At 56.0% G+C, this 19,645-nt stretch carries 13 protein-coding genes and 5 tRNA genes; 4 read left to right on the top strand and 14 right to left on the bottom strand.

What is annotated here, in order from left to right:
• Positions 1 to 38 precede the first annotated feature (38 nt).
• The 5 genes from H7A51_12385 to H7A51_12365 form a co-directional block, all read right to left on the bottom strand.
• Positions 39 to 1,595, bottom strand: coding sequence for an RtcB family protein (locus H7A51_12385; GenBank protein ID MCP5537010.1), 1,557 nt, complete (start codon positions 1,593 to 1,595; stop codon positions 39 to 41).
• A 123-nt stretch (positions 1,596 to 1,718) separates the two neighbouring features.
• Positions 1,719 to 2,405 carry an HNH endonuclease gene (locus tag H7A51_12380; protein ID MCP5537009.1) on the bottom strand — a complete coding sequence of 229 codons (687 nt, stop codon included), beginning with the start codon at positions 2,403 to 2,405 and terminating at the stop codon, positions 1,719 to 1,721.
• Positions 2,406 to 2,615: 210 nt separating this feature from the next.
• Positions 2,616 to 2,687, bottom strand: a tRNA-Glu gene (locus tag H7A51_12375).
• 7 nt (positions 2,688 to 2,694) lie between these two features.
• Positions 2,695 to 2,765: transfer RNA gene (locus H7A51_12370), tRNA-Lys, on the bottom strand.
• A 239-nt stretch (positions 2,766 to 3,004) separates the two neighbouring features.
• Positions 3,005 to 3,595, bottom strand: coding sequence for an arylesterase (locus H7A51_12365; GenBank protein ID MCP5537008.1), 591 nt, complete (start codon positions 3,593 to 3,595; stop codon positions 3,005 to 3,007).
• A gap of 139 nt (positions 3,596 to 3,734) precedes the next feature.
• Here H7A51_12365 and H7A51_12360 point away from each other — a divergent pair, with 139 nt between their 5' ends.
• Together H7A51_12360 and H7A51_12355 are read left to right on the top strand one after the other, a co-directional pair.
• Positions 3,735 to 4,424 (top strand): ABC transporter ATP-binding protein, encoded by a 690-nt coding sequence (locus tag H7A51_12360; protein ID MCP5537007.1) that lies wholly within the window; start codon positions 3,735 to 3,737, stop codon positions 4,422 to 4,424.
• A gap of 25 nt (positions 4,425 to 4,449) precedes the next feature.
• Positions 4,450 to 7,065 (top strand): ABC transporter permease, encoded by a 2,616-nt coding sequence (locus H7A51_12355; GenBank protein ID MCP5537006.1) that lies wholly within the window; start codon positions 4,450 to 4,452, stop codon positions 7,063 to 7,065.
• 11 nt (positions 7,066 to 7,076) lie between these two features.
• Here H7A51_12355 and H7A51_12350 read toward each other — a convergent pair.
• The 9 genes from H7A51_12350 to H7A51_12310 all read right to left on the bottom strand — a co-directional run bounded on the left by H7A51_12350 (position 7,077) and on the right by H7A51_12310 (position 16,570).
• Positions 7,077 to 7,150, bottom strand: a tRNA-Gly gene (locus H7A51_12350).
• Positions 7,151 to 7,301: 151 nt separating this feature from the next.
• Positions 7,302 to 7,378: transfer RNA gene (locus H7A51_12345), tRNA-Cys, on the bottom strand.
• A gap of 6 nt (positions 7,379 to 7,384) precedes the next feature.
• Positions 7,385 to 7,456, bottom strand: a tRNA-OTHER gene (locus H7A51_12340).
• A 1,043-nt stretch (positions 7,457 to 8,499) separates the two neighbouring features.
• The gene (locus tag H7A51_12335) at positions 8,500 to 9,219 is read right to left on the bottom strand and encodes a hypothetical protein (GenBank protein MCP5537005.1); all 720 of its coding nucleotides are present in this window, start codon (positions 9,217 to 9,219) and stop codon (positions 8,500 to 8,502) included.
• A 132-nt stretch (positions 9,220 to 9,351) separates the two neighbouring features.
• Positions 9,352 to 10,032 (bottom strand): SDR family oxidoreductase, encoded by a 681-nt coding sequence (locus tag H7A51_12330; GenBank protein MCP5537004.1) that lies wholly within the window; start codon positions 10,030 to 10,032, stop codon positions 9,352 to 9,354.
• Between the two features lie 64 nt (positions 10,033 to 10,096).
• On the bottom strand, positions 10,097 to 13,225 hold the full coding sequence (locus tag H7A51_12325; GenBank protein MCP5537003.1) for a multidrug efflux RND transporter permease subunit: 3,129 nt from the start codon (positions 13,223 to 13,225) through the stop codon (positions 10,097 to 10,099).
• Between the two features lie 41 nt (positions 13,226 to 13,266).
• Complete coding sequence (locus H7A51_12320; GenBank protein MCP5537002.1) at positions 13,267 to 14,454, bottom strand: efflux RND transporter periplasmic adaptor subunit; 1,188 nt, start codon at positions 14,452 to 14,454, stop codon at positions 13,267 to 13,269.
• A 67-nt stretch (positions 14,455 to 14,521) separates the two neighbouring features.
• Positions 14,522 to 15,916: an efflux transporter outer membrane subunit gene (locus tag H7A51_12315; protein MCP5537001.1), complete on the bottom strand. Its 1,395-nt coding sequence runs from the start codon at positions 15,914 to 15,916 to the stop codon at positions 14,522 to 14,524.
• Positions 15,917 to 15,964: 48 nt separating this feature from the next.
• Positions 15,965 to 16,570 (bottom strand): TetR/AcrR family transcriptional regulator, encoded by a 606-nt coding sequence (locus H7A51_12310; protein MCP5537000.1) that lies wholly within the window; start codon positions 16,568 to 16,570, stop codon positions 15,965 to 15,967.
• A 183-nt stretch (positions 16,571 to 16,753) separates the two neighbouring features.
• Here H7A51_12310 and H7A51_12305 point away from each other — a divergent pair, with 183 nt between their 5' ends.
• Together H7A51_12305 and H7A51_12300 are read left to right on the top strand one after the other, a co-directional pair.
• Positions 16,754 to 18,202, top strand: a complete 1,449-nt coding sequence (locus tag H7A51_12305; protein MCP5536999.1) for a hypothetical protein — start codon at positions 16,754 to 16,756, stop codon at positions 18,200 to 18,202.
• Positions 18,203 to 18,309: 107 nt separating this feature from the next.
• Positions 18,310 to 19,620, top strand: coding sequence for a hypothetical protein (locus H7A51_12300; GenBank protein MCP5536998.1), 1,311 nt, complete (start codon positions 18,310 to 18,312; stop codon positions 19,618 to 19,620).
• Positions 19,621 to 19,645 lie beyond the last annotated feature (25 nt).

Below are 19,645 nucleotides of genomic sequence, written 5' to 3'. Positions count from 1 at the left end.
AATGCGGGGGACAGGAGTGCCCTTCCGCCCTCCCAGGGTCAGCCTTCCTCCTGATGTAGCTCCTGCCTGACGCGACGGCGTTCGGCGCGGTGCTGGATCTGACGTTTTTGTTTGGGTGTCAGTTCGTCTCCCTTGCGCCATGGGCCGCGCTTTTTTTCTCCGGCCATGATGCAGCCGAGGGGGTGGATCTTGGCGATGACCTCGGCGAGGCCGAACTCCTCGATCTGCGCGGTGACGTGGCCGGCGTTTTTGTAGGCGACCGGGGTTTCGCTCAGGTCGGGGTCGCCGCAGAACCAGCGGACGTCGATATCCTTGGTGGCGTGGCGGATGGCGTTTCGTTTGCTTGCCTCGTCAGGGAATTTCCTCTTCAAGGCGGTGCGTGAGATGTTCCGCCCTGCACCGTGGGGTGCGAAGGAGAGGTGTTCTTCGTTATCCAAACCGAGCACCATCAGGATGGGCTCCGCCATGTTGAGCGGGATCAGTCCTAACAGCGGGTTGCCGTTTTCATCCTTCCAGGCGGGGGTTGCTCCTTTTCCGTGCAGGTAGGTGTCACCACGTTTCCAGACGAAGTTGTGTTCGTTGCCAAACTCCGCGACGGCTTCGCCGGCGATACGTTCGAGGAATCGGGCGTGGATCGCCTGGTGGTTGGCTCGGGTCCAGCGGCCGATGTATTGCAGGGCCTCCCAGTATTCCTGCCCGACCTCCGAGTCGGCATCAAGCCATGCGGCGGCGGGCGGGATGTGGTTTCCCACACGGGCGCTATGTTTCACGGCGGCGATCTGTCCACGCTTGAACACCTTCGCTCCGAGTCCACGCGATCCGTGATGGGTGACGAGGACACGGAGTTTGAGTGGTGCTTGTCGCACCTCAAGCTCGAGCTCAAAGCGGTCGGCTAGATCATCGTGACCGGCCCGGCGGAGTTTACCCACGAGTTGGTGCGTGATTTCCATTTCCCCGATATAGGCGAAGTGGTTGCCGTCGCCCTGATCGGCGATGTGGATCCTTGCCCAGTCGTAGAGGCCGTTAAGAAATTTGTTGTCCCAAACGTCCTCGTCTAACACCGGGTGGTGTACAAGGTCATCGAAGTGACGTCCTCCGGGTCCGAATCGGGTGGAGGTCGTCAGCGCATCGAGTTCGTTGCCTACCTCACTACGGGCGTAGTAGAAGGATGCGTACATCGAGCAGCAGACGTCAGCCGAGTGGGCACTCGGGATGATCGCATTCTCCACCGCGATGGCACCACCGACCGGGATGACCGCCGTGCCCATGGACGCGGGGCAGGCGTCCGGCATGATGGCGCCGCGCGTGATCACGGGAGTTTTGAGAAGCTCGTCCATTTTCTTGCGGACGGATTCGACGTTTTCTTTTTCCTCCTTGGTCTCCGGGCGGATCGCCTCGGAAAACGGCGCGGCCTTCTCACGCATCACCACCTTGGGTGGCGGCGCGGTGAAGTCGCGTTTGAGGAGCTTGATGATGTACTTGGCATCCGTGATTCCACGGGCTTGGTATTCATCGACTTTAGCAAGCATCGCACCGATCTGCGGGCCGGGTTCCCAGCCGGCGTCGATGAGGTCTTGTCCGTTGATAAGTTTCATAATTTAAAATGGGTTGACCGCGCAATACGCGCGAGGCGCTCTTTGGAGCGCGGCGAGGTATCGCCGCTTTTGCGGGACTTTATCAGGTTGATTGCTGTGTGAAAGTTGAATGAACTTACTGCGTCAATGATGGTCTGACATTTTCCGGTGGATTAAAAGCGCTGATGGCTCAGCGCACTCCAAAGAAATTTTTCGCGTAGTTAGCGTATTTCGCGGTTGTTGGTTTGTTTTGTTAGGTAGGAATACATTCCAGTCGGGGATGTTGTGGAAGTTTTCCAGGGTTAATGTGATGGGTACGGCCCGGGGTTTTTCCGGTGGGCGGATCAGCGTCAGCCCGGCCTCGGTGGGTGTGCGGTCGGCTTTGCGGGTATTGATTTTCCGGCAGGCCAGCACGCAGTTTTCCCAGGAGGTCGAACCACCACGCGACTGAGGGATGATGTGGTCGATATTCCCTTCGTCCCGTGTGAGAGGGCGTCCGGTGTATTGGCATCGGCCTCCGTCCCGCAGCCAGATATTTCTGGCACAAAGGCGGGGTCGGTGGACAGGCACATCCGCGTAGCGCGACAGCACAATGACGGTGGGTGCCCTGACGGATCCGCTGACGGTGCCAATGGAGATATCCTTTTCCCGCACCGGCAGTGTGAGCCAGGTGGCCCAATTGACCGGCACCATCCAGTCGTGATGCTGGATGTCGAGACCGGTGGCGGCGTCCGTGGCCATCTGCCCGAACGCTTGCGCCGGGGTGGTCACGGAGATCGCCTGCCAGTTCCGGTTCAGGACAAGCACGGTGTTTTTGTGAAGAAATGTCATGAGTTTGGTGTTTGGAGTTTTAAGTTTAGAATTTAAGTGAGCGGGTGTTCGTTTCAAATGATGGCGCCCAGGGGTGGAGTCGAACCACCATTGACGGATTCAAAGTCCGTAGTCTTAACCGTTAGGCGACCCGGGTTTTGGAATGAATGATTTCAGATTGCAGAATGAACAATTATCCATTCTGCAATCTGAAATCATCCATTTAAAAAATACTCCCGCCGGGAATCGAACCCGGATCATTCGATAGAAAGTCGAAGGTGTTAACCTTTACACTACGAGAGCTTAAAAATTGGCCCACAGGGAATCGAACCCTGATCCGCCGGTTAAAAGCCGGCTGCTCTACCGTTGAGCTATAGACCAGTTGTATGAATGGCGGAGTTCCGAGGACTTGAGCCTCATCCTGGTCAAGTGGGGACGTATTGTTTAGCAAACAAACCCAGCACGCCTGTCTGGTTGAAACTCCTGGCTATAAAAATTGGTATCCACGACTGGAGTCGAACCAGCACTATGCGGATTTTAAGTCTGCTGCCTCTGCCGATTGGGCTAAGTGGACATAACAAGAAGTTAGCTGATGACAGCTAACTGATCGTGAAACGGTGCTATTTAAGCAGCGGAGCCAATGCTTTATAAACATGCGCCGCAACGATTGCTTGACCTTTTGCATTGGGATGAATTCCGTCGGGCAGATTAAGCGACTTGTCGGCAGCTACCCCCTCTAGCAAAAACGGTAGCGCGAGGACATTTTTCTTTTGCGCCACATCGGCAAAAACCTTACGGAAGGCATCGATGTATTCCTTGCCCATGTTATCCGGCATTTGCATACCGGCGACGAGAATCCGGGCATCGGGTTGTTTCTCTCTGACAACGTCGATGATGCGCTCAAGGTTCACCTGGCTCACCTTGGGGGCGATGCCGCGGAGGCCGTCGTTGCCGCCAAGGGCGATGACGAGAATATCGAGGGGCTGCCTGGCGATCACCCGGATTCTGCGCAGACCGCCACTGGTGGTGTCGCCACTTAATCCGGCATTGACGATCTGAATTTTTTTGCCATCAGCGGCAGCGAGTTGACTGATGACCGCTGGGTAGGCTTCCTCTTTTTCCAGTCCATAACCCGCCGTGATGCTGTCGCCAAGAAAGACGATCTTTTTTATTTCCCGGGCAATCGTGGTGCCAGTGAAAAGCACCATCATACAAATCCCCATAATGATTGGAAAAAAACAAGACGGATGCTGGAAACGGTGTATCATAAATGCACTTGCTGTTGATATTAAGCTGCGTTTTTGGATGTGGCGACACGTTAACCCCATCTGTGGAATTGGCTAGAAATACATGACAACAAACGACAAGCATTCGATACTCAGGACCTGTGAACTGACGAAAACCTACCCAAGCGGCGGTCATGAGCTGACGGTGCTCGACCGCGTTAGCATCGATGTCCCACAAGGGGCGACGGCGGCAATCGTGGGGCCATCGGGCAGTGGGAAAACAACGCTCCTCGGTCTCTGCGCTGGCCTTGACCGCGCCACAAGCGGTACGGTGGCACTCGCTGGCAAGGATATTTCCGCTTTTGACGAAGACGCCCGGGCGAAACTGCGTAGTGAGTCGATCGGTTTTATTTTCCAGAATTTCCAACTGATGCCAACACTGACAGCGCTGGAAAACGTGCTGGTTCCCGGTGAACTCAGCGGAAACCAGAATGGCACATTGACGGATCGGGCGGCAGAGCTGCTGGATCGTGTCGGTCTGGGTGAAAGGATGAAACATTACCCCAGCCAGCTCTCTGGTGGCGAGCAGCAGCGTGTCGCGATTGCGCGCGCGTTTATCCATCAGCCGAAGATCCTGTTTGCGGATGAACCGACCGGAAACCTCGACGAGGAAGCCAGTCATGTAGTTGAGGGAATGTTGTTTGATTTGAACCGAGAACTGGGCACCGCGCTCGTGGTAGTGACACACGATCTTGAATTGGCCGAGAAGGCGTCGTTGGTATTCCGTCTGAAGGGGGGCAGGTTGGTTGAATGATTCTGAGATCTGATAGGTTTGTAAGATGCTGAAAATAGTACGACATCTCTTTACCCCCTGGGCCTGGCGGATGGCTTGGCGGGATAGCCGTGCCGTGCGTTGGCGACTGTTGCTTTTCTCCGCATCGATCGTGTTTGGCGTAGCCGCCTTGGTAACGATCGGATCGCTGCGACAAAACCTGAACGACGCGGTAGGTTCACAGGCCAAGTCGCTGTTAGGTGCCGATTTGATGGTGTCATCACGCCAGCCCTACACCGGGGAAACGAAGTCGCTGTTTGCAGACATAGCCAGCAACGGCGGTGAGCAGGCCAGTGAGGTTTCATTTTCAACGATGTTGCGTGTAGGAAGTTCCCCGTCGCCTAAGTTGGTGAGCCTGCGTGGTCTGGATGCTTCGTTTCCTTTTTATGGAAAGATCGTCACCAGTCCTGCGGACGCCTGGGCTAGGGTGCAGCAATCGCCGGGGGTGATTGTGGAGGCATCGTTCCTCAGGAAAATGAATGCCAAGCTTGGTGATCTGGCAAAGCTTGGTGATCTGGAGTTACCGGTGGTCGGGGTGTTGGAACAAGCGCCACCATCGGCCTCGGGCTTCGCGGCATTCTCACCGACGGTGCTGACGTCATTGGATGTGATCGACCAATCCAATCTTACGGGCAGCAAGAGCCTGGTCTTTTACAGAACCTATTTCAAACTCCCCAAGTCAGTGGATGCCGGGAAATGGGTGAACAAAAATGCCGCCGTACTCGAGCAACAACGGTTAACCCACACGACCTCCGAGAAGCGGAGTGAGAATATTGAAAAGGCGATCGACCGACTCTACATTTTTTTTAACCTGATCGGTTTTAGTGCGCTGTTCCTTGGCGGGATCGGAGTTGCGGGGGCGATACACATCCATGTGTCGGAGCGACTGCAAAGTGTCGCGACCTTGCGTTGCCTCGGTTGCTCATCGGCGCAGGCATTTGCCGTCTATCTTGCGCAGAGTATTGCCATGGGCATTGCTGGAACCCTGGGCGGTGTATTGGTGGGTAGTGGTTTTGTGTATTTTCTGGGACTGGTCATTTCCAGTTTGCCACCGGGCACACTTCCCTTTGCTGTGGATGTGGTGCCAGCCTGGTTTGAAGTTGGCAAAGCGGCAGCCGTTGGTGTGATGATCTGTGTTTGTTTCGCCTTGTTGCCTCTACTGGCAGTCAGGCGGGTCAGCCCGCTTGCGGCATTGCGTCGCGAGCAAGTCAGCATGCGAAAACCAGCCCGCGACCCACTCCGTTGGCTTGTTATTTTTGGCTTGTTTGTCTTTGCGTTGCTGCTGACGTGGTTGGATAACGGGGGGGCAGACCATGGATGGAAAACCTCGCTCGGATACATCGGGTTCCTGGCGTTTGCCTTTGTGTTTTTAAGCGTCATCGGCAAATTACTTCGCTGGTTTACAAAACTCATCGCGCGGCCGTCATGGCCGTTTGTAATCCGACAAGGTGTAGCCAGTTTGCACCGACCTAACAACCAGACCGGCTTGTTTATGGTTTCCATCGGTTTGGGAGTGTTCCTCATATTTACACTGCTACTGATGCAAAACATCCTTTTGCAGTGGCTCGACCCGGTGAGGATGGGGGATAAACCCAATCTGTTTCTCGTCGATATTCCACCAGAGGAAAAACAAGCCGTTGAACAGTTGATTGCCGACAGTGGGGTCATACTTCTCGGTAATGCGCCGATTGTCCAGATGCGACTAACGGAGATCAAGGGTCGGCCTGTCGCCGGACTCATTGGTAAACCCGCGGAGGGAGAACGGCCCATCCCCAAGTGGATCCTGCGGCGTGAGTTTCGTTCCACGTTTCGCGAAGCATTATCGGATAGCGAGGAACTCGTTGCCGGCGAGTGGGTAGGAACCGCCAAAGGACTACAGGAGAGCGATGTCATTCCCGTTAGTTTTGAACGAAAACTAGCATCCGATCTCGGCCTGCAACTGGGTGACGAGGTGACTGTTTCCATCGAGGGTTTCGGAGTGACACGCAAACTGCGTGTCGCCAGTTTACGTGAAGTAGACTGGCGGAGCATGAATCTGAATTTCTTTATCGTATTTCCGCAAGGCACAATCGACGAATACGTCTCATTCGACGTACTTGCCGCCCATTCGCCGGATGATGATTCGACAGCTAACCTCCAGCAGGCGATGTTTAAAAAACTGCCTTACGTAAACACCATTGATCTAAGTTTGATCCTGAAAACAGTGCAGTCGATTCTGACCACCGCTGGCAAGACGGTTCAGATTATGGCACTATTTACTGTCGTTACCGGTGCTATCGTATTGGTGGCGTCGATTCTAGCAGGTCGGCGAATCAGGATACGCGAAAGTGTCCTGCTGCGCACACTCGGGGCGACGAGGAAACAAATATCCTCCATCCTTGCCGTCGAGTATGCGTTGCTTGCATTAATGGCCACGATAGCTGGATCTATTCTCGCCCTCACCGCCAGCGTTTTGCTAGGTCGTGCGGTATTCGAGGGTGATCCATATCACATCCCCTGGGGTTTATTGGCTACCGGCATAGGCTTCGTTGTAGCTATCACCGTATTCCTTGGAATGTTGTTGAGTCGAGGAATATCCAGTCACCCCCCCTTACAGATCTTGCGTTCTGAAGGGGCTAGCTAAACGGGAAAAAATGGTGCGCTATCCCGGGATCGAACCGAGGTATCCAGTTTGGAAGACTGGCGTTCTACCATTGAACTAATAACGCGTAAAAAGTGGTATGGAGTGGAGACTTGCAGTCTCCGGCTGCCTATCGTTGATCAACCTACGAGTCCTTCGTCTAGTCCTCCCCAGCTTTAGCAAAGGGGAAGGCCTGGCGCACTACAGGAAGTCGCGGACTACAAGACCATACTCTATATTGGATACCTCTGCGGGGATCGCACCCGCCAAACTCTGCTTTGCAGGCAGGCCAGTTCACTAGCTCTGGTCAGAGGCATTAAAATTGCGAGGGCGGGAATCGAACCCGCGAGGACAGGCGTATGAAACCCGTCAGGATACCAGCATCCACCTCGCTATTAGATTATAGAATAGACAGAGCCGGCGCAGGCTTTGTGCCGGCTCTGTCGTTATTTGAAACGAACACCCTTGCCACTCCTTGGCGGAGTCACAGCCGCGGGTTTTCCCGGCGGACGTTTCGGTGTTTCTGGCACACCTCCCTGGAAAGCCTGTTTAATGCGCTCACAGGGGAAGAGTAGATATATCTATACAAGATAGTATATAATATCTATAGGCATAGTGGTGCCATACTTGACTGATAGGGGTTTTGAGGCTAGTCTACGATGCGTTGAGGGTATCGTTGGCTGTTGCCATCAAAGGTTTCAGTCAGGCTTTGCCTTCCCGGGTCGTCATCAGATACAGCTGGTGACGGCCTTTTGTTTGTGGGCTATGTGGAAATGAGGTAAAAGTATTCAGTTATCAGTTATCAGTTATTGGGTTTATCGTTGGCCGCAGGGCGGCTTCTTAGTTGGTGTTTGGATTTTGAAGCTTGGGGTTTTTGAGAAATCCGGGCATAAAAAATCCTGCTTCCTCGGGGGGAGAGCAGGTCTGCATGGGTTGTAACCGTTGATGTGGCTGTTATTTGCCTGTTTCAATGATCTTATGCAGACCGTGGACCTCCTTTCACGTTGGGTGCGATACCGTGATCCGGTACCATGTTCTTGGCGCTATGACGAATCCTGCTCTCCTGGTTGGAGGGACGGAATCCCCCCCGGCTCTTCATCTGTGATCCCCCGAGGCATCGATAGGATGCCAGAGCACACACCGACCAGCCGCCGATCCCGATTGAGCCGGGAAGCGTGGTAAATGATGTGGTGAACGTGTTCATGATCGAAGGTCGTTGTGAGTTGGTTGGGGGGAGGGGGCGGTCAGTTGGAGCGCCAGTCAGAGTGAGCCTTGTGCAGGCGTTGCCTGCGGCGATGTGGGTGGCTTATATCAACGAGATATAATAACGGCAAGCACTAAATAGAAAAAAATTCATATTTAGATATAATGATGTACTGTCCTGCCCATTGTAACGGAGCCTGGCATGGGGGAGCCATCGCTAAAGCTGGTGCTATTTCACTCTTGCTCCGCCTTTTGTTCTGCCTTTTGTTCTGCCCGCTTGGCTTCGATGTCGGAACGTGCCTGTTCTGCCATTTTGCCAAAACGCTTCCTGATCTCCTCATCACGCTGTTGGACCGTGCGGGCATCGCCGGTGACGTTTTGCATCGACTTGTCGAGCTGTTTCCTGCTTTCAGCAGTGCCATTGCTTGGGTCGGCCCCGAGTTCAATGGCTGCGTCGGTGACCTGTCCTTGCCGCTCTTCGATCTTATCCAGGGCCTCGTCGTATTTGTCCATGATGGCAACCACATCGGTACCCTCCTTGACATCCGCCGTGATGGCGACAGCACTGCCCCAAAGGTTGTGGACTGCGGTGCGGTTATCCTCGGATGCCGCATACCAAGCGCCGGCCGACCCAACAGTAATGAGGAAACAAGCGGCGGTTGCGATCCGGAAACGTTTTTTATTGCGTGCATCACGTGCCTCCCGCGCCTCGAAGGCCTCGTTGAGCATCGCATCGTATTCTTTTTCGCAAATCTCGTCACGATGGTCATGACGGATTTTTTTTGTTAGGTTGGCCCTCCTGGTTTGTTGGGTAGTGTTTACCGACGAGGCGGATGCCGATTCCTCCTCTTCATCCGCTGCGGCGGCAGCAGCCTCGATGGCGGACAGGATGTCCGGATCATATGCGCCGGATGGAGTGGTTTTTGCGTTCTTGTTTGAAGGGTGATTTTGCATAGCACCTCTCACTCTAATCTAACTTGTTAGCGTTATTCAATAATAAACGACACCAAACGAAATTTGAAACGACGGAATATCATCGTTATTCCTTGTTGATGTGGTACTTGGCTGACGCAAAAAACCGGAATTTTACGGAGCTGTAAGAGAATCTGCATTGTTGCCAGGCCCGATACCTAGTAGAAATGGAGCTGCGGTAGTGGCCCATTGTTTGGCGTCAGGATAGTGTGACGCACCATCTCCCCAACAGGTCCGAAGCATACGTGTGTCGATAATGCCGGGGTTCAGGGCGACGGCTGCCAGGCCGGGTGGCAGTTCCTGTGCCAGCGCCTGGGTCAGACCTTCGATCGCCCATTTGCTCGCGCAATACGGTGCGACTTCGGGGGAGGTTGATCTTCCCCAGCCCGACGACAGATTCACGATGACGCCTCCATTTTCCTCCATGATCGGCACGCAATGGCGGATCATGTTGGCGGTGCCGCTGATATTGATGGCGATCAGACGGTCAAAATCCCCGGTAGCAATCTGCCACAGCGGTGCAGGCTCGTTGACGATGGCGGCGTTGTTGATCAGCAGGTCGGGAGGGCCGGTGACAGCGAGTGCATGCTTGCAGAAACCGGCAGTCGCGGTATCGGATGAAACGTCTATGGCTTCAAAATAATGGGGTTCCGGAAACTCGTTCAGCAGGTCGCGGATCAGCTCCTGCCGCCTTCCACAACCTGCCACAGTGTGTCCGGCGGCGGAAAACTCATCCACCAGGGCGCGGCCCAGACCCGAGGTGCAACCGGTCAGCCAGATGATTCTCTTTTTCATGAAGGTAAACTACAGCGGTTTGCGGTCGATCTCAATGCTGAATGCAGCCATTGACGCGGCGGACCTATTCCTTGACCCATTTTCTAACTATAACGTAAAAGAGGGGTGCGAAAAACACGCCGAACATCGTGACCGCGAGCATGCCGGCAAAGACCACGGTGCCAAGCGCCTGTCGCATTTCCGCACCAGCGCCAGTGGCGAGCGCCAGTGGTACCACACCCAGGATGAAGGCGAAGGAGGTCATGACGATGGGTCGGAACCGGAGCTTCGCTGCCTGTAACGCGGCCTCAAACCTGTCCCGTCCCTGGTCCTCTAACTGCTTGGCAAACTCAATGATCAGAATCGCGTTCTTGGATGCCAGCGCGATCAGAACCACAATTCCGATCTGGGTCAGGATGTTGTTGTCCATCCCCCTGAGATGCACCCCCCAGATGGCTCCGGAAAGACAGAGGGGAACGGTCAGGATAACCGCCAGCGGCAGGCCCCACGACTCGTACTGGGCAGCCAGCAGGAGGAAAACAAAAACCACGGAAAGCGTGAATAGAACCACCGGGCTGGTGCCGGATTTTTTCTCCTGATAGGCGAGCTCGGTCCACTCGTAGGATATGCCTGGAGGCAGCACCTGCCGCGCGATTTGCTCCATTTTAGCGAGTGCCTGTCCGGTCGACACCCCGGGCGTCGGGGTTCCTAACAGGTCGGCGGATGAATAGAGGTTGTGCCGCACCACCCGGTCGGGACCGGTCACGCTGCTGACGGTGGTAAACGACCCCATCGGCACCATGTCACCCTTGTTGTTACGGACTTTGAGCGCTGTGATGTCGGTTTCCTGGTTGCGGTAAGGCGCATCAGCCTGAGCTGTCACCCTGAACGTCCTGCCATAGAGGTTGAGTTCATTGACAAAGGAGGAACCCAGCTGGGTTTCCAGGGTGGAGAAAATCTCACCCGGCGACACGCCGAGCATCTGGGCTTTTTCCCGGTCGATATCGGCAAACAACTGGGGTGAGGCGGAGGTGTAGGGGGTGAATGCCTGGGCGATGGTGTCATCCGCCATGGCGGCGAAGGCAAGCTGCCAGGTCGCCTGTTCCAACGCCGTGTAGCCGAGACCTGCCCGGTCTTGGATCTCCATTTTGAAACCACCACCGGTACCGAGTCCGCGTACGGTGGGTGGCGGGATGACAAATGCCAGGGCGTCCTGCTTCATCGCGGTTTGCTGCAGCCGTGCCCGGATCGCGTCGGCTGTCAGGTCGGCGGTCTTACGGTCGGCGAAGTCATCAAAGACGGTGAAGATCACCACGGCATTGGGTGCGTTGGAAAAGGTGGCACCGTTAAAACCGGCGAAGGCGACGGTGTTTTTCATACCCTTGACCTTGAGCAGGTCCTTGACCAGGTCGCGGGCGACCTGATCGGTTTTCTGCAACGGAGTGCCAGCCGGGAGCTGCACGGCAACAATCGAGTAACCCTGGTCCTGCGTCGGGATGAATCCACCGGGGACCCGTTTGAAGCCCATGTAGGCGGTCGCCATCAGCGCGCCGTAGATGAGTAGCATCAGCAGCGCCATACGCAGGGTTTTTCTAACAATCCAGCCATAGCTGCCGGTGATCCGGTCGAACAACCAGTTGAACGCGTTGAACAACCAGCCGAAGAGGAAATTGATGACACGTGAGACGGCGTCGGATTTTTTATTGTCGGCACGCAGAATCAGCACACCGAGCGCCGGCGACAGCGACAGCGAAACGATCATCGAGATGAAGGTGGAGGTAGCGACGGTAACGGCGAACTGGCGGAAGAACTGACCGGTGATGCCGTCGATGAAAACCGTCGGGATAAAGACCGCCATCAGCACCAGCGCGGTGGCGAACAGGGCGCCGGAGACCTCCTTCATGGCCTTCCGGGTGGCCTCGCGCGGCGGCAGTCCGTCCTCCAGGTTGCGGTCGATGTTTTCCACCACCACGATGGCGTCATCCACCACGATACCAATGGCGAGTACGAGTCCGAAAAGTGTCAGGTTGTTGATCGAGAACCCGAGCCCCTGCATCACCGCGAAGGTACCGATCAGCGACACCGGGATGGCCAGCAGCGGGATGATCGCGGCACGCCACGACTGCAGGAAGACAATCATGACCAGCACCACCAGCAACACGGCTTCAAACAGGGTGTCGAACACCGCATCAATCGACCGGTCGATGAATACGGTGGGGTCGTAGTCGATGCTGTAGGTGAGCCCCTCGGGAAAATCCCTGGACAGCTCATCCATGGTTTTGCGGATGGCCTCGGCGGTTTCCAGGGCATTGGAGCCGGGCTGTTGGAAAATGGGGATGGCCACCGTGCGGGACTCGCCGAGGTAGGCGTTGACGTTGTAGTCGAGCGAGCCGAGCTCCACCCGTGCCAGATCCTTGAGGTGCACCAGACGTCCGTCCGGTGAGTTTTTGACGATGATATTTTCAAATTCCTCCAGCTCGGTCAGTCGACCGGTGGTGGTGACGTTGAGCTGGAGCGAAACCTTGTCCGGCTGCGGCTCCTGACCGATGATACCTGCAGCCACCTGGACGTTCTGCTGGCGCAGGGCGGCGACCACTTCGTTGGAGGTCAGTTTGTAAAAGTCCATCCGCTCCGGGTTGAGCCAGATGCGCATCGAATACTCTCGGCCACCGAACAGGCGCACTTCCCCGACTCCCTCGATGCGCCGGAGTTCGTCCCGTACTTGCAGTAGCGCGTAGTTCGACACGTAGGCCATGTCGAAGGTATCATCCGGTGAGTACATCTGGACCACCATCATCAGGTCCGGTGAGGATTTTTCCACGGTCACCCCGATGCTGCGGGTCTGGCTGGGCAGTTTCGGCTCCGCCGTCGACACCCGGTTTTGCACCAGCACCTGGGCTTCGTTCAGATCGGTGCCCGGTTCGAAGCTGACGGTGAGTTGATAGACACCATCGGCGGTGCTCTGGGAGTTCATGTAGATCATACCCTCCACACCGTTGACCTCCTGCTCGATGGGTGCGGCGATGGTATTGGCGAGGACGTCGGGGTTGGCGCCGGGAAGAGCCGCGCGCACCACCACCGTCGGCGGTGTGATCTCGGGAAACTGGGCCACCTGCAGACTACGGAAGGCAAGAAAGCCCACCAGGGTGATGATCAGTGAGACGACCGTGGCAAAGCGCGGACGGTCGATAAAGAAATAGGCGAAGTTTTTCATGCTCGGTGTAAATGGAAATGGTAAAACGCTATTGGCGTCGACTACTTACCGGTATCGGCAGCTGTCTGGGTCGGGGTTTCCATCGGGGCCGGCATCGGGTTCACCGGCACCTTGGGGCGCAGGAACTGGATACGGCCGATCGCAATTTTGTCGCTGGGCGCCAAGCCGGATCTAACCACGCGCATATCTCCCTGGGCACTGCCGACCTGAACGTATGCGCGGGCCAGTGTGTTGTCCTTTTGCAGCACCCATGCATAGCGTTTGTCCTGGTCGAACCCGAGCGCCGATTCCTTGACAAGGATGAGGTCGCGCTGGCCTCCCACCGGCATCCTGACCTTGGCAAAAAGGCCGGGTGTTAGAAGTCCGCTGTCGTTGTTGACCCGTGCACGCATCCGCATGGTGGCGGTGGACGGGTCGAGTGCGTTTTCCGTGTAGTCGATCACACCGCTGTACTCGAACTTGTCTGAATCCGACACCGCGATCTCGACGGCGAGTCGTTGCCTGCCGGCCCCCTTCGCCACGGCATCCTGTGCGAGCCGTTTGAACTCAAGCACCTGCCGCTCGTTCATTTCGAAGTAAACGTCGATCGGGTTCTGCGGGATGATGGTGGTCAGCACCTGGGCACCGGCGTTGCCGCCATTGATGTAGTTGCCGCGGGTGATCTGGTGTTTGCCGGCAATCCCGGAAATGGGAGCCGCGATATCCGCAAACTCCCGGTTGAGCGCGGCGCGGCGAAGCTGGGCCTCGGCAGACTTGAGGTCGGCCTTCGCCTTGTCATGCTCAGCCTGGCGCACATCGAACTCCTCACGTGAAATGGCATTGTTTTTCACCAGTGACGCTGCCCGCCGGAGGTTGGAGTCGGCGAGTTTGATCGCGGTCTCCACCTGGGTGACCCGTGCCCTGGCATTGGCGAGGTCGGCGTCAAAGATCGAGGGGTCGATGGAAAACATCGGTTCACCCTGTTTGATCAGCTGGCCTTCCTTGAAATGGATTTGATCGATGTAGCCGGAGACGCGTGAGCGGACCTCGACTTTCTCGGTGGCCTCAAAGCGACCGGTGTAGACTTCGGTCAGGGTGACGGATTTTTTCACGGGCGACGCGACCGGCACCGGCATGAGACCCTGCGCTCCCGCGTTCTGCTGCTCCTCTTTTTTACCTTTGCAGGATACCAGGGTAACGGCAGCCGCGGTGACGGCAATGGTGGTGAGTGTGGAAATGGAAAGTTTCATACGAAATTGTGATTATTGTTAGTTATGGATGTTGGAAACACGTGGGTGCTGACCGGCGGGGCGGAGGTTACTTGCCTCTGCTGAAACCTCCGCCGAGCGCCTGGATGAGTTGGATCGTCGCCCCGAACTGCTGGCCGCGTGTCCGCACCGCCGCCCGTTGCGCACTGAGTTTGCTGCGCTGGGCATCAGCAACATCGAGGTAGTTGGTGGCACCCTCCTTGTAGCGCACGGAGGAAAGCTCGAGCGTCCGCGCGCTGGCCTCGACCGCGCTATGACGGGCGCTGGCCTCACCCTTGAGAGCTTGCAGGCTGGCCACGGCACTCTCGACGTCGGCGATCGCGCTCAGCACGGTTTTCTGGTAGTTTGCCAGTGCCTCCTCACGCTGTGCCTGGGAGAGCAGAATACCGGATTTGATACGCTTGCCCTGGAACAACGGTACGGAGACGGATGGTCCGATCGAGAAAAACTGGCTCGACCAGCCGAGGAAGTTTTTACTGGAGACCGCATTGCTGCCGGCGCTGCCAGTTAGTGAGAACTTCGGGTAGCGTTCCGCTTCAGCCAGACCGATCCGTGCCGTGGCCGCTGCCACTTTGCGCTCGGCGACGGCGACATCCGGCCTGCGGTAGAGCAGTGCCGCTGGAACTCCAGCAGGGACGGTGGGCAGGTAGGCCCGGGAGCTGCGGGAGCGGATACGGAATGCCGACGGCTGCTGGCCGAGCAGGACGGCGATTGAGTTTTCCAAGGTGGCGCGCGGTCCCTTGAGCGCAAGCAGGTCAGCCCGTGCATTGGCAAGCTCCGACTTGGCGCGTGCGGTGTCGAGCTCGGACGTCAGTCCGGCCTGGTGTCGCTCGTTGGTGATTTTCACGCTGACCTTGCGCGTCTCCACCGCTTGGGCGAGGATGGATATTTCCTCGTCGAGGAAGCGCAGCGCGAAGTACTGTCGGGCAAGCTGTGTCTGCAGCGACACCCGTGCGTCCGCCACCGCGAATCCAGCTGCCTCGGCATCCGCCTTACCCGCTTCCACGAGTCGGCGGACCCGGCCCCACAGGTCCATTTCATAGGAAAGATAGCCACCCACGTCATAGAGTGAATAATACTCGCTCAGCTGGCTGCCGCTGAGTCCGGCCTGGCTGCTCTTATGCCGCGTCGCCGAGCCGGTGGCATTCAGTTGGGGGTATACCGCGGATGCGGTGATGCCGAGCTGGGCGAGTGCCTGCTTCCTGCGGGCATGGGCAGCGGCAAGGTCAAGGTTCTGTGCGAGCAGCTGGCCCTGCAAGCGGTTGAGCTCGGGGTCGCGGAAAGACTGCCACCACGAGCTCGAAACACCAAAATGACTGCTGGTGCTCGATTTATACTGCTGTGACGGCCGGAACTCCGGTTTGACGTAATCGGGTCCAACTGGCGCACAGCCGACGATGGCGAGTGCTGTTGCTGCTATGAAAATTGGTTTGGTCGCTTGCATGATAGTAGGGGTAGACTAATTGGTCTGTAGGGTCGGGTTGTTTGTCATTTATTCCGCTGCCTTGGCGGGGATGACCACATCGGCGGTGAATCCGAGCACCGTGCGTAGCAGGGTCGATTTCCGGTGGAAATAGGCTTGTCTGAAAGCTCCGGTCCAGAGTGACGACAGGATCTCGGTGGTTTCGGCTGCGGATTGCCTGGCGTCGATCTGGCCGTTGTCGATGCCCTCCTGCACCACCCCCTCAAGCAACCGGTTGATCTGCGGGTAGGCACGGGAGATTTGCTCGCGCATCGCCGGACTGCTGAACCCCGACTCCGAGGTGAGTTTCATCAGTAAACACACCGGTTTGCCTTCGTTGGCGATGAATCTTGCGATTGCCATCTCGTAATTACTCAGGATTCTGAGGCGTGCGTTGGGCTCCAGCTCCCGATTGAGAAGGATGTCGCTGAACGAGGCAAGGGTCTCCTTGACATAATGCTGGATCAACTCCACGCCAAACTCCTCCTTGGAGGCAAAGTGGTGGTAAAAACAACCCTTCGGCGTGTTCACCGCCTTGAGGATCTCGTTCAGACTGACCGATTCCAGACTCTTTTCGAGCAGTAACTCCTCCGCATCGTCGAGAATGCGCTCCTTGGTTGTGCTGGGTTCACTCATGGCGGATGAGTGAATAGACCGAACGGTCTAATAAAGCAATAAAATTGCCGATTTTCGTTAAACGGTCGTCTCAAGCAGCGCTCGATGCCCACTTTTTATCCTGCACGCAGGCACAGTTCGGCGAGGGTGTATCATTTATTGTGTTCCGCTGGACTCGGTTCGACAGCGTGCTAGTTTGGCATCATGTTGATGATGAGAACCATGTCTACGGCAGTGGTCGGCACCTGTTTGGTGCTTGTGACATCGCGCGCGGCTGATCTTGCGCAACCGGGCTATGCCATCGTGGTGCAGGATGCTGTTTACCAGGATGCCGGTTGGAAACAGGTATGTGATGCCTTGCAGAAAAACCATCCGGGGGCGCAAGTGGTCGAATGGAGCACCGAGCTGGAGGAGGCGCTGCCGGCACTCGCAAAACAACATCCACATTACACGGCGTTTGTCGCGCCATGCACCAAGGTGGGGCCGGAATTTATAGCCCGGGCGCATCGCTTGACCCGGCGTTACGACGATGATGTCTACACCGACACGCACTGGGGTGTGGTGACCGGATATGATGCCGGGACGGCGCTGTCGATGGTCAATACCAGCCAGCCCATCACCATCAAACGGGTGAGCTCGGGAACCGAGATCGCCATGGAAATGGTGGACCAGGCGATCTGTTACGATGAACTGGTGGCCAATAAAACGGTGCAGAAACCGGCAGGTGAAAACGAGGCTCGGCAGAGCAAGTGCCCCACCGATACCACAAAGCTGTTAGCCGACACCCTGACCGACTGGAAAGCCGACCTGTTTATCACTTCAGGACATGGATTTAGGCGGGGTTGGCAAATTGGCTTTCGTTATAAAAATGGATTTTTTGAATCGGAGAATGGCCAGCTCTTTGGTAAGGACCTAACAAACAAACGGTTTGCGATCACCTCCGATCATCCGCGTGTGTATCTTCCGATAGGGAATTGCCTGATCGGTTGTGTTGAGGATAAACATGCCTTTGCCATCGCCATGATGAAATCTGCCGGGGTCAAAGGAATGATCGGTTACACGGTGCCCACATGGTATGGGTATGCGGGGTGGGGCTGCCTCGATTACTTTGTCGAGCAACCGGGTCGCTATACCCTGAACGAGGCGTTTTTAGCCAACCAGCACGCGCTGGTGCATCGACTGGAGACCTCATTTCCCGGCGGAATGAAACACAACCCCGCGCCGGGAAAAACGGCGCGCACGGCGCCAAAGATTGCGACTGCCGGGCCGGGCCGTTGCACGGATAAACGCGACTTTTCCGGCCTACTGCACGATCGTGATGTGCTGGCCTACTACGGTGACCCTGCGTTGGAAGCAAAGATGGATCAACGCCCCTGTGCCTACGATCAGACTCTGGTGCAAGAGGGGGATGTATATACTCTAACCGTTGCAGGCCGGCGTTGGAAAGATACGTTTAAACCCGTCAATACCAACGGCTCACAACGCGGCGGTCGTCCGGTGATTCAATTTTTACCCGAAAGAATCAAAGGGCTGAAAAAAGTCGAAGTCATCTCTGGCGCAGAGTTTTCACCCGTCATCACCGATGATTTTATCCTTGTCCCCAACCCCGGTAAGGGAGAAGGGTTTGAGGTGAAATTCCGGGTGACAAAATAAGGGAGGGCTTGGATTTGCTCTGCGTGCCATTCCGTCCAAATCATTCTGTTCGTGGGCGGCTTGCTGTTTAGTTCGACATGATAGTCGTTATTTGTTAATAATTCTTTGTGTTTGGTCGACCGTGTAAAAAATGGCTCACACTCATACTTGGTGTGGGTTTGTTAGGTCTGGCGAGTGGTGTGATGTATTTAAAATCACAGCAGGACTCGAACCACGGCTTTTCCGTGGACTCTTTATTTGCCGTCGAGGTGCCGAATTTAAGAAAACTGGCACGCTCGGCGATGCGAACCGACAGAGATTTAGCCAAAAACCTGGAGCAAGATTACGATGCCATGTTTGCCAGGGTCTTGGCGCGCAATCCGGACCTCGTGCCCACGTGGAAATCCGTGCCTGACGAAAAAAACGGTTTCCTGCAATGGTTGGAGTTTTGTGAAAAACGTAGCCCGGGTGAGGATGTGACCTCTGTGGATCTGACCTTGGATGATGAGCTTTCAGACATGATCAACGGGCTGAGTGAGTGGGATAGGGAAATGGTCAAAAAGCACCTCGATGCGCACTCTGACCTATTAGACGAGGTGACTCGGATCGGAATCATCGATGATCAATCGACCTCTGGTGTCGCTGTCGACCGCTGGGTGTGGTTCAGTGCGAACTTCACCAAGCAGTGCGCCGATTTACTATGTGCCGATGCAAGGGTGGCGGCTGAGGAGGGCGATGCCGAGCGCGCCGAGCTCCGTATCAATGCGGCCCTGGGTCTGGCCAAGCACCACAGCCAGATAGAAACCCCCTCGCTCATGTCGGAAACGGTGGCTATTTTGATCCAGATCAGCGTTTTGGGCGCTTCTGTTGAACATGTTATTCCCGCACTTGATCTTAGCCCGGGTGAAATCCGGCAATGGCGGGATACGCTGAAGCCTGTGACGAATGAGGATTTTTCCGAGGTGATGAGAGGTGAGTTTTACGCGAGTACACGTGGGATGTTGATTCCTATTTTACTGTCATATAACAGTCGTAGCAGTGAGGTGAAAATCTCCGACCCGGAAGTGCTGTGCGATGCCTTTGCCCAAAACTACCTCCACCAGATGAGCCAGATACGTGCGGCGAACCCTCAAAAGCTCTATCAAAACACCGCAGGCCTCCACGAAGATTTTACCCCTACGAGTCAGCTTTCAAAAGAAGCGCAAACCGTTTATGACGACTCACGGTTGGGGGTAAGTGTCTGGGGGAAAGGCTTTACAAGGGCCCAGGCGATCTACCGCTATCACGATGCCGCCCTTGCCATCGCCGTTGGGGACAAGCCGCCCGCTGATTTAATCACTGGGAAACCCTTCCTCTTTGATCCACAAACACGGGTAATATCATTCCCAGACGATCCGATGCTAAAAGAGCTAGCGGTCGGTCCGATCAAAGTGCCCTAGCTTATCATGGGGAATACCACACTCC

Source organism: Akkermansiaceae bacterium (assembly GCA_024233115.1).
Classification (GTDB): domain Bacteria; phylum Verrucomicrobiota; class Verrucomicrobiia; order Verrucomicrobiales; family Akkermansiaceae; genus Oceaniferula.
This window is presented reverse-complemented; position numbering and strand designations above follow the sequence as displayed.

Excerpts from the sequence above, each read along its gene's own strand:
- H7A51_12315 (MCP5537001.1), bottom strand. The coding sequence starts at position 15,916 with ATGCAAGCGACCAAACCAATTTTCATAGCAGCAACAGCACTCGCCATC.
- H7A51_12365 (MCP5537008.1), bottom strand. The coding sequence starts at position 3,595 with ATGATGGTGCTTTTCACTGGCACCACGATTGCCCGGGAAATAAAAAAG.
- H7A51_12355 (MCP5537006.1), top strand. The coding sequence starts at position 4,450 with ATGCTGAAAATAGTACGACATCTCTTTACCCCCTGGGCCTGGCGGATG.
- H7A51_12330 (MCP5537004.1), bottom strand. The coding sequence starts at position 10,032 with ATGAAAAAGAGAATCATCTGGCTGACCGGTTGCACCTCGGGTCTGGGC.
- H7A51_12325 (MCP5537003.1), bottom strand. The coding sequence starts at position 13,225 with ATGAAAAACTTCGCCTATTTCTTTATCGACCGTCCGCGCTTTGCCACG.
- H7A51_12380 (MCP5537009.1), bottom strand. The coding sequence starts at position 2,405 with ATGACATTTCTTCACAAAAACACCGTGCTTGTCCTGAACCGGAACTGG.
- H7A51_12320 (MCP5537002.1), bottom strand. The coding sequence starts at position 14,454 with ATGAAACTTTCCATTTCCACACTCACCACCATTGCCGTCACCGCGGCT.
- H7A51_12335 (MCP5537005.1), bottom strand. The coding sequence starts at position 9,219 with ATGCAAAATCACCCTTCAAACAAGAACGCAAAAACCACTCCATCCGGC.
- H7A51_12305 (MCP5536999.1), top strand. The coding sequence starts at position 16,754 with ATGTTGATGATGAGAACCATGTCTACGGCAGTGGTCGGCACCTGTTTG.
- H7A51_12360 (MCP5537007.1), top strand. The coding sequence starts at position 3,735 with ATGACAACAAACGACAAGCATTCGATACTCAGGACCTGTGAACTGACG.
- H7A51_12385 (MCP5537010.1), bottom strand. The coding sequence starts at position 1,595 with ATGAAACTTATCAACGGACAAGACCTCATCGACGCCGGCTGGGAACCC.
- H7A51_12310 (MCP5537000.1), bottom strand. The coding sequence starts at position 16,570 with ATGAGTGAACCCAGCACAACCAAGGAGCGCATTCTCGACGATGCGGAG.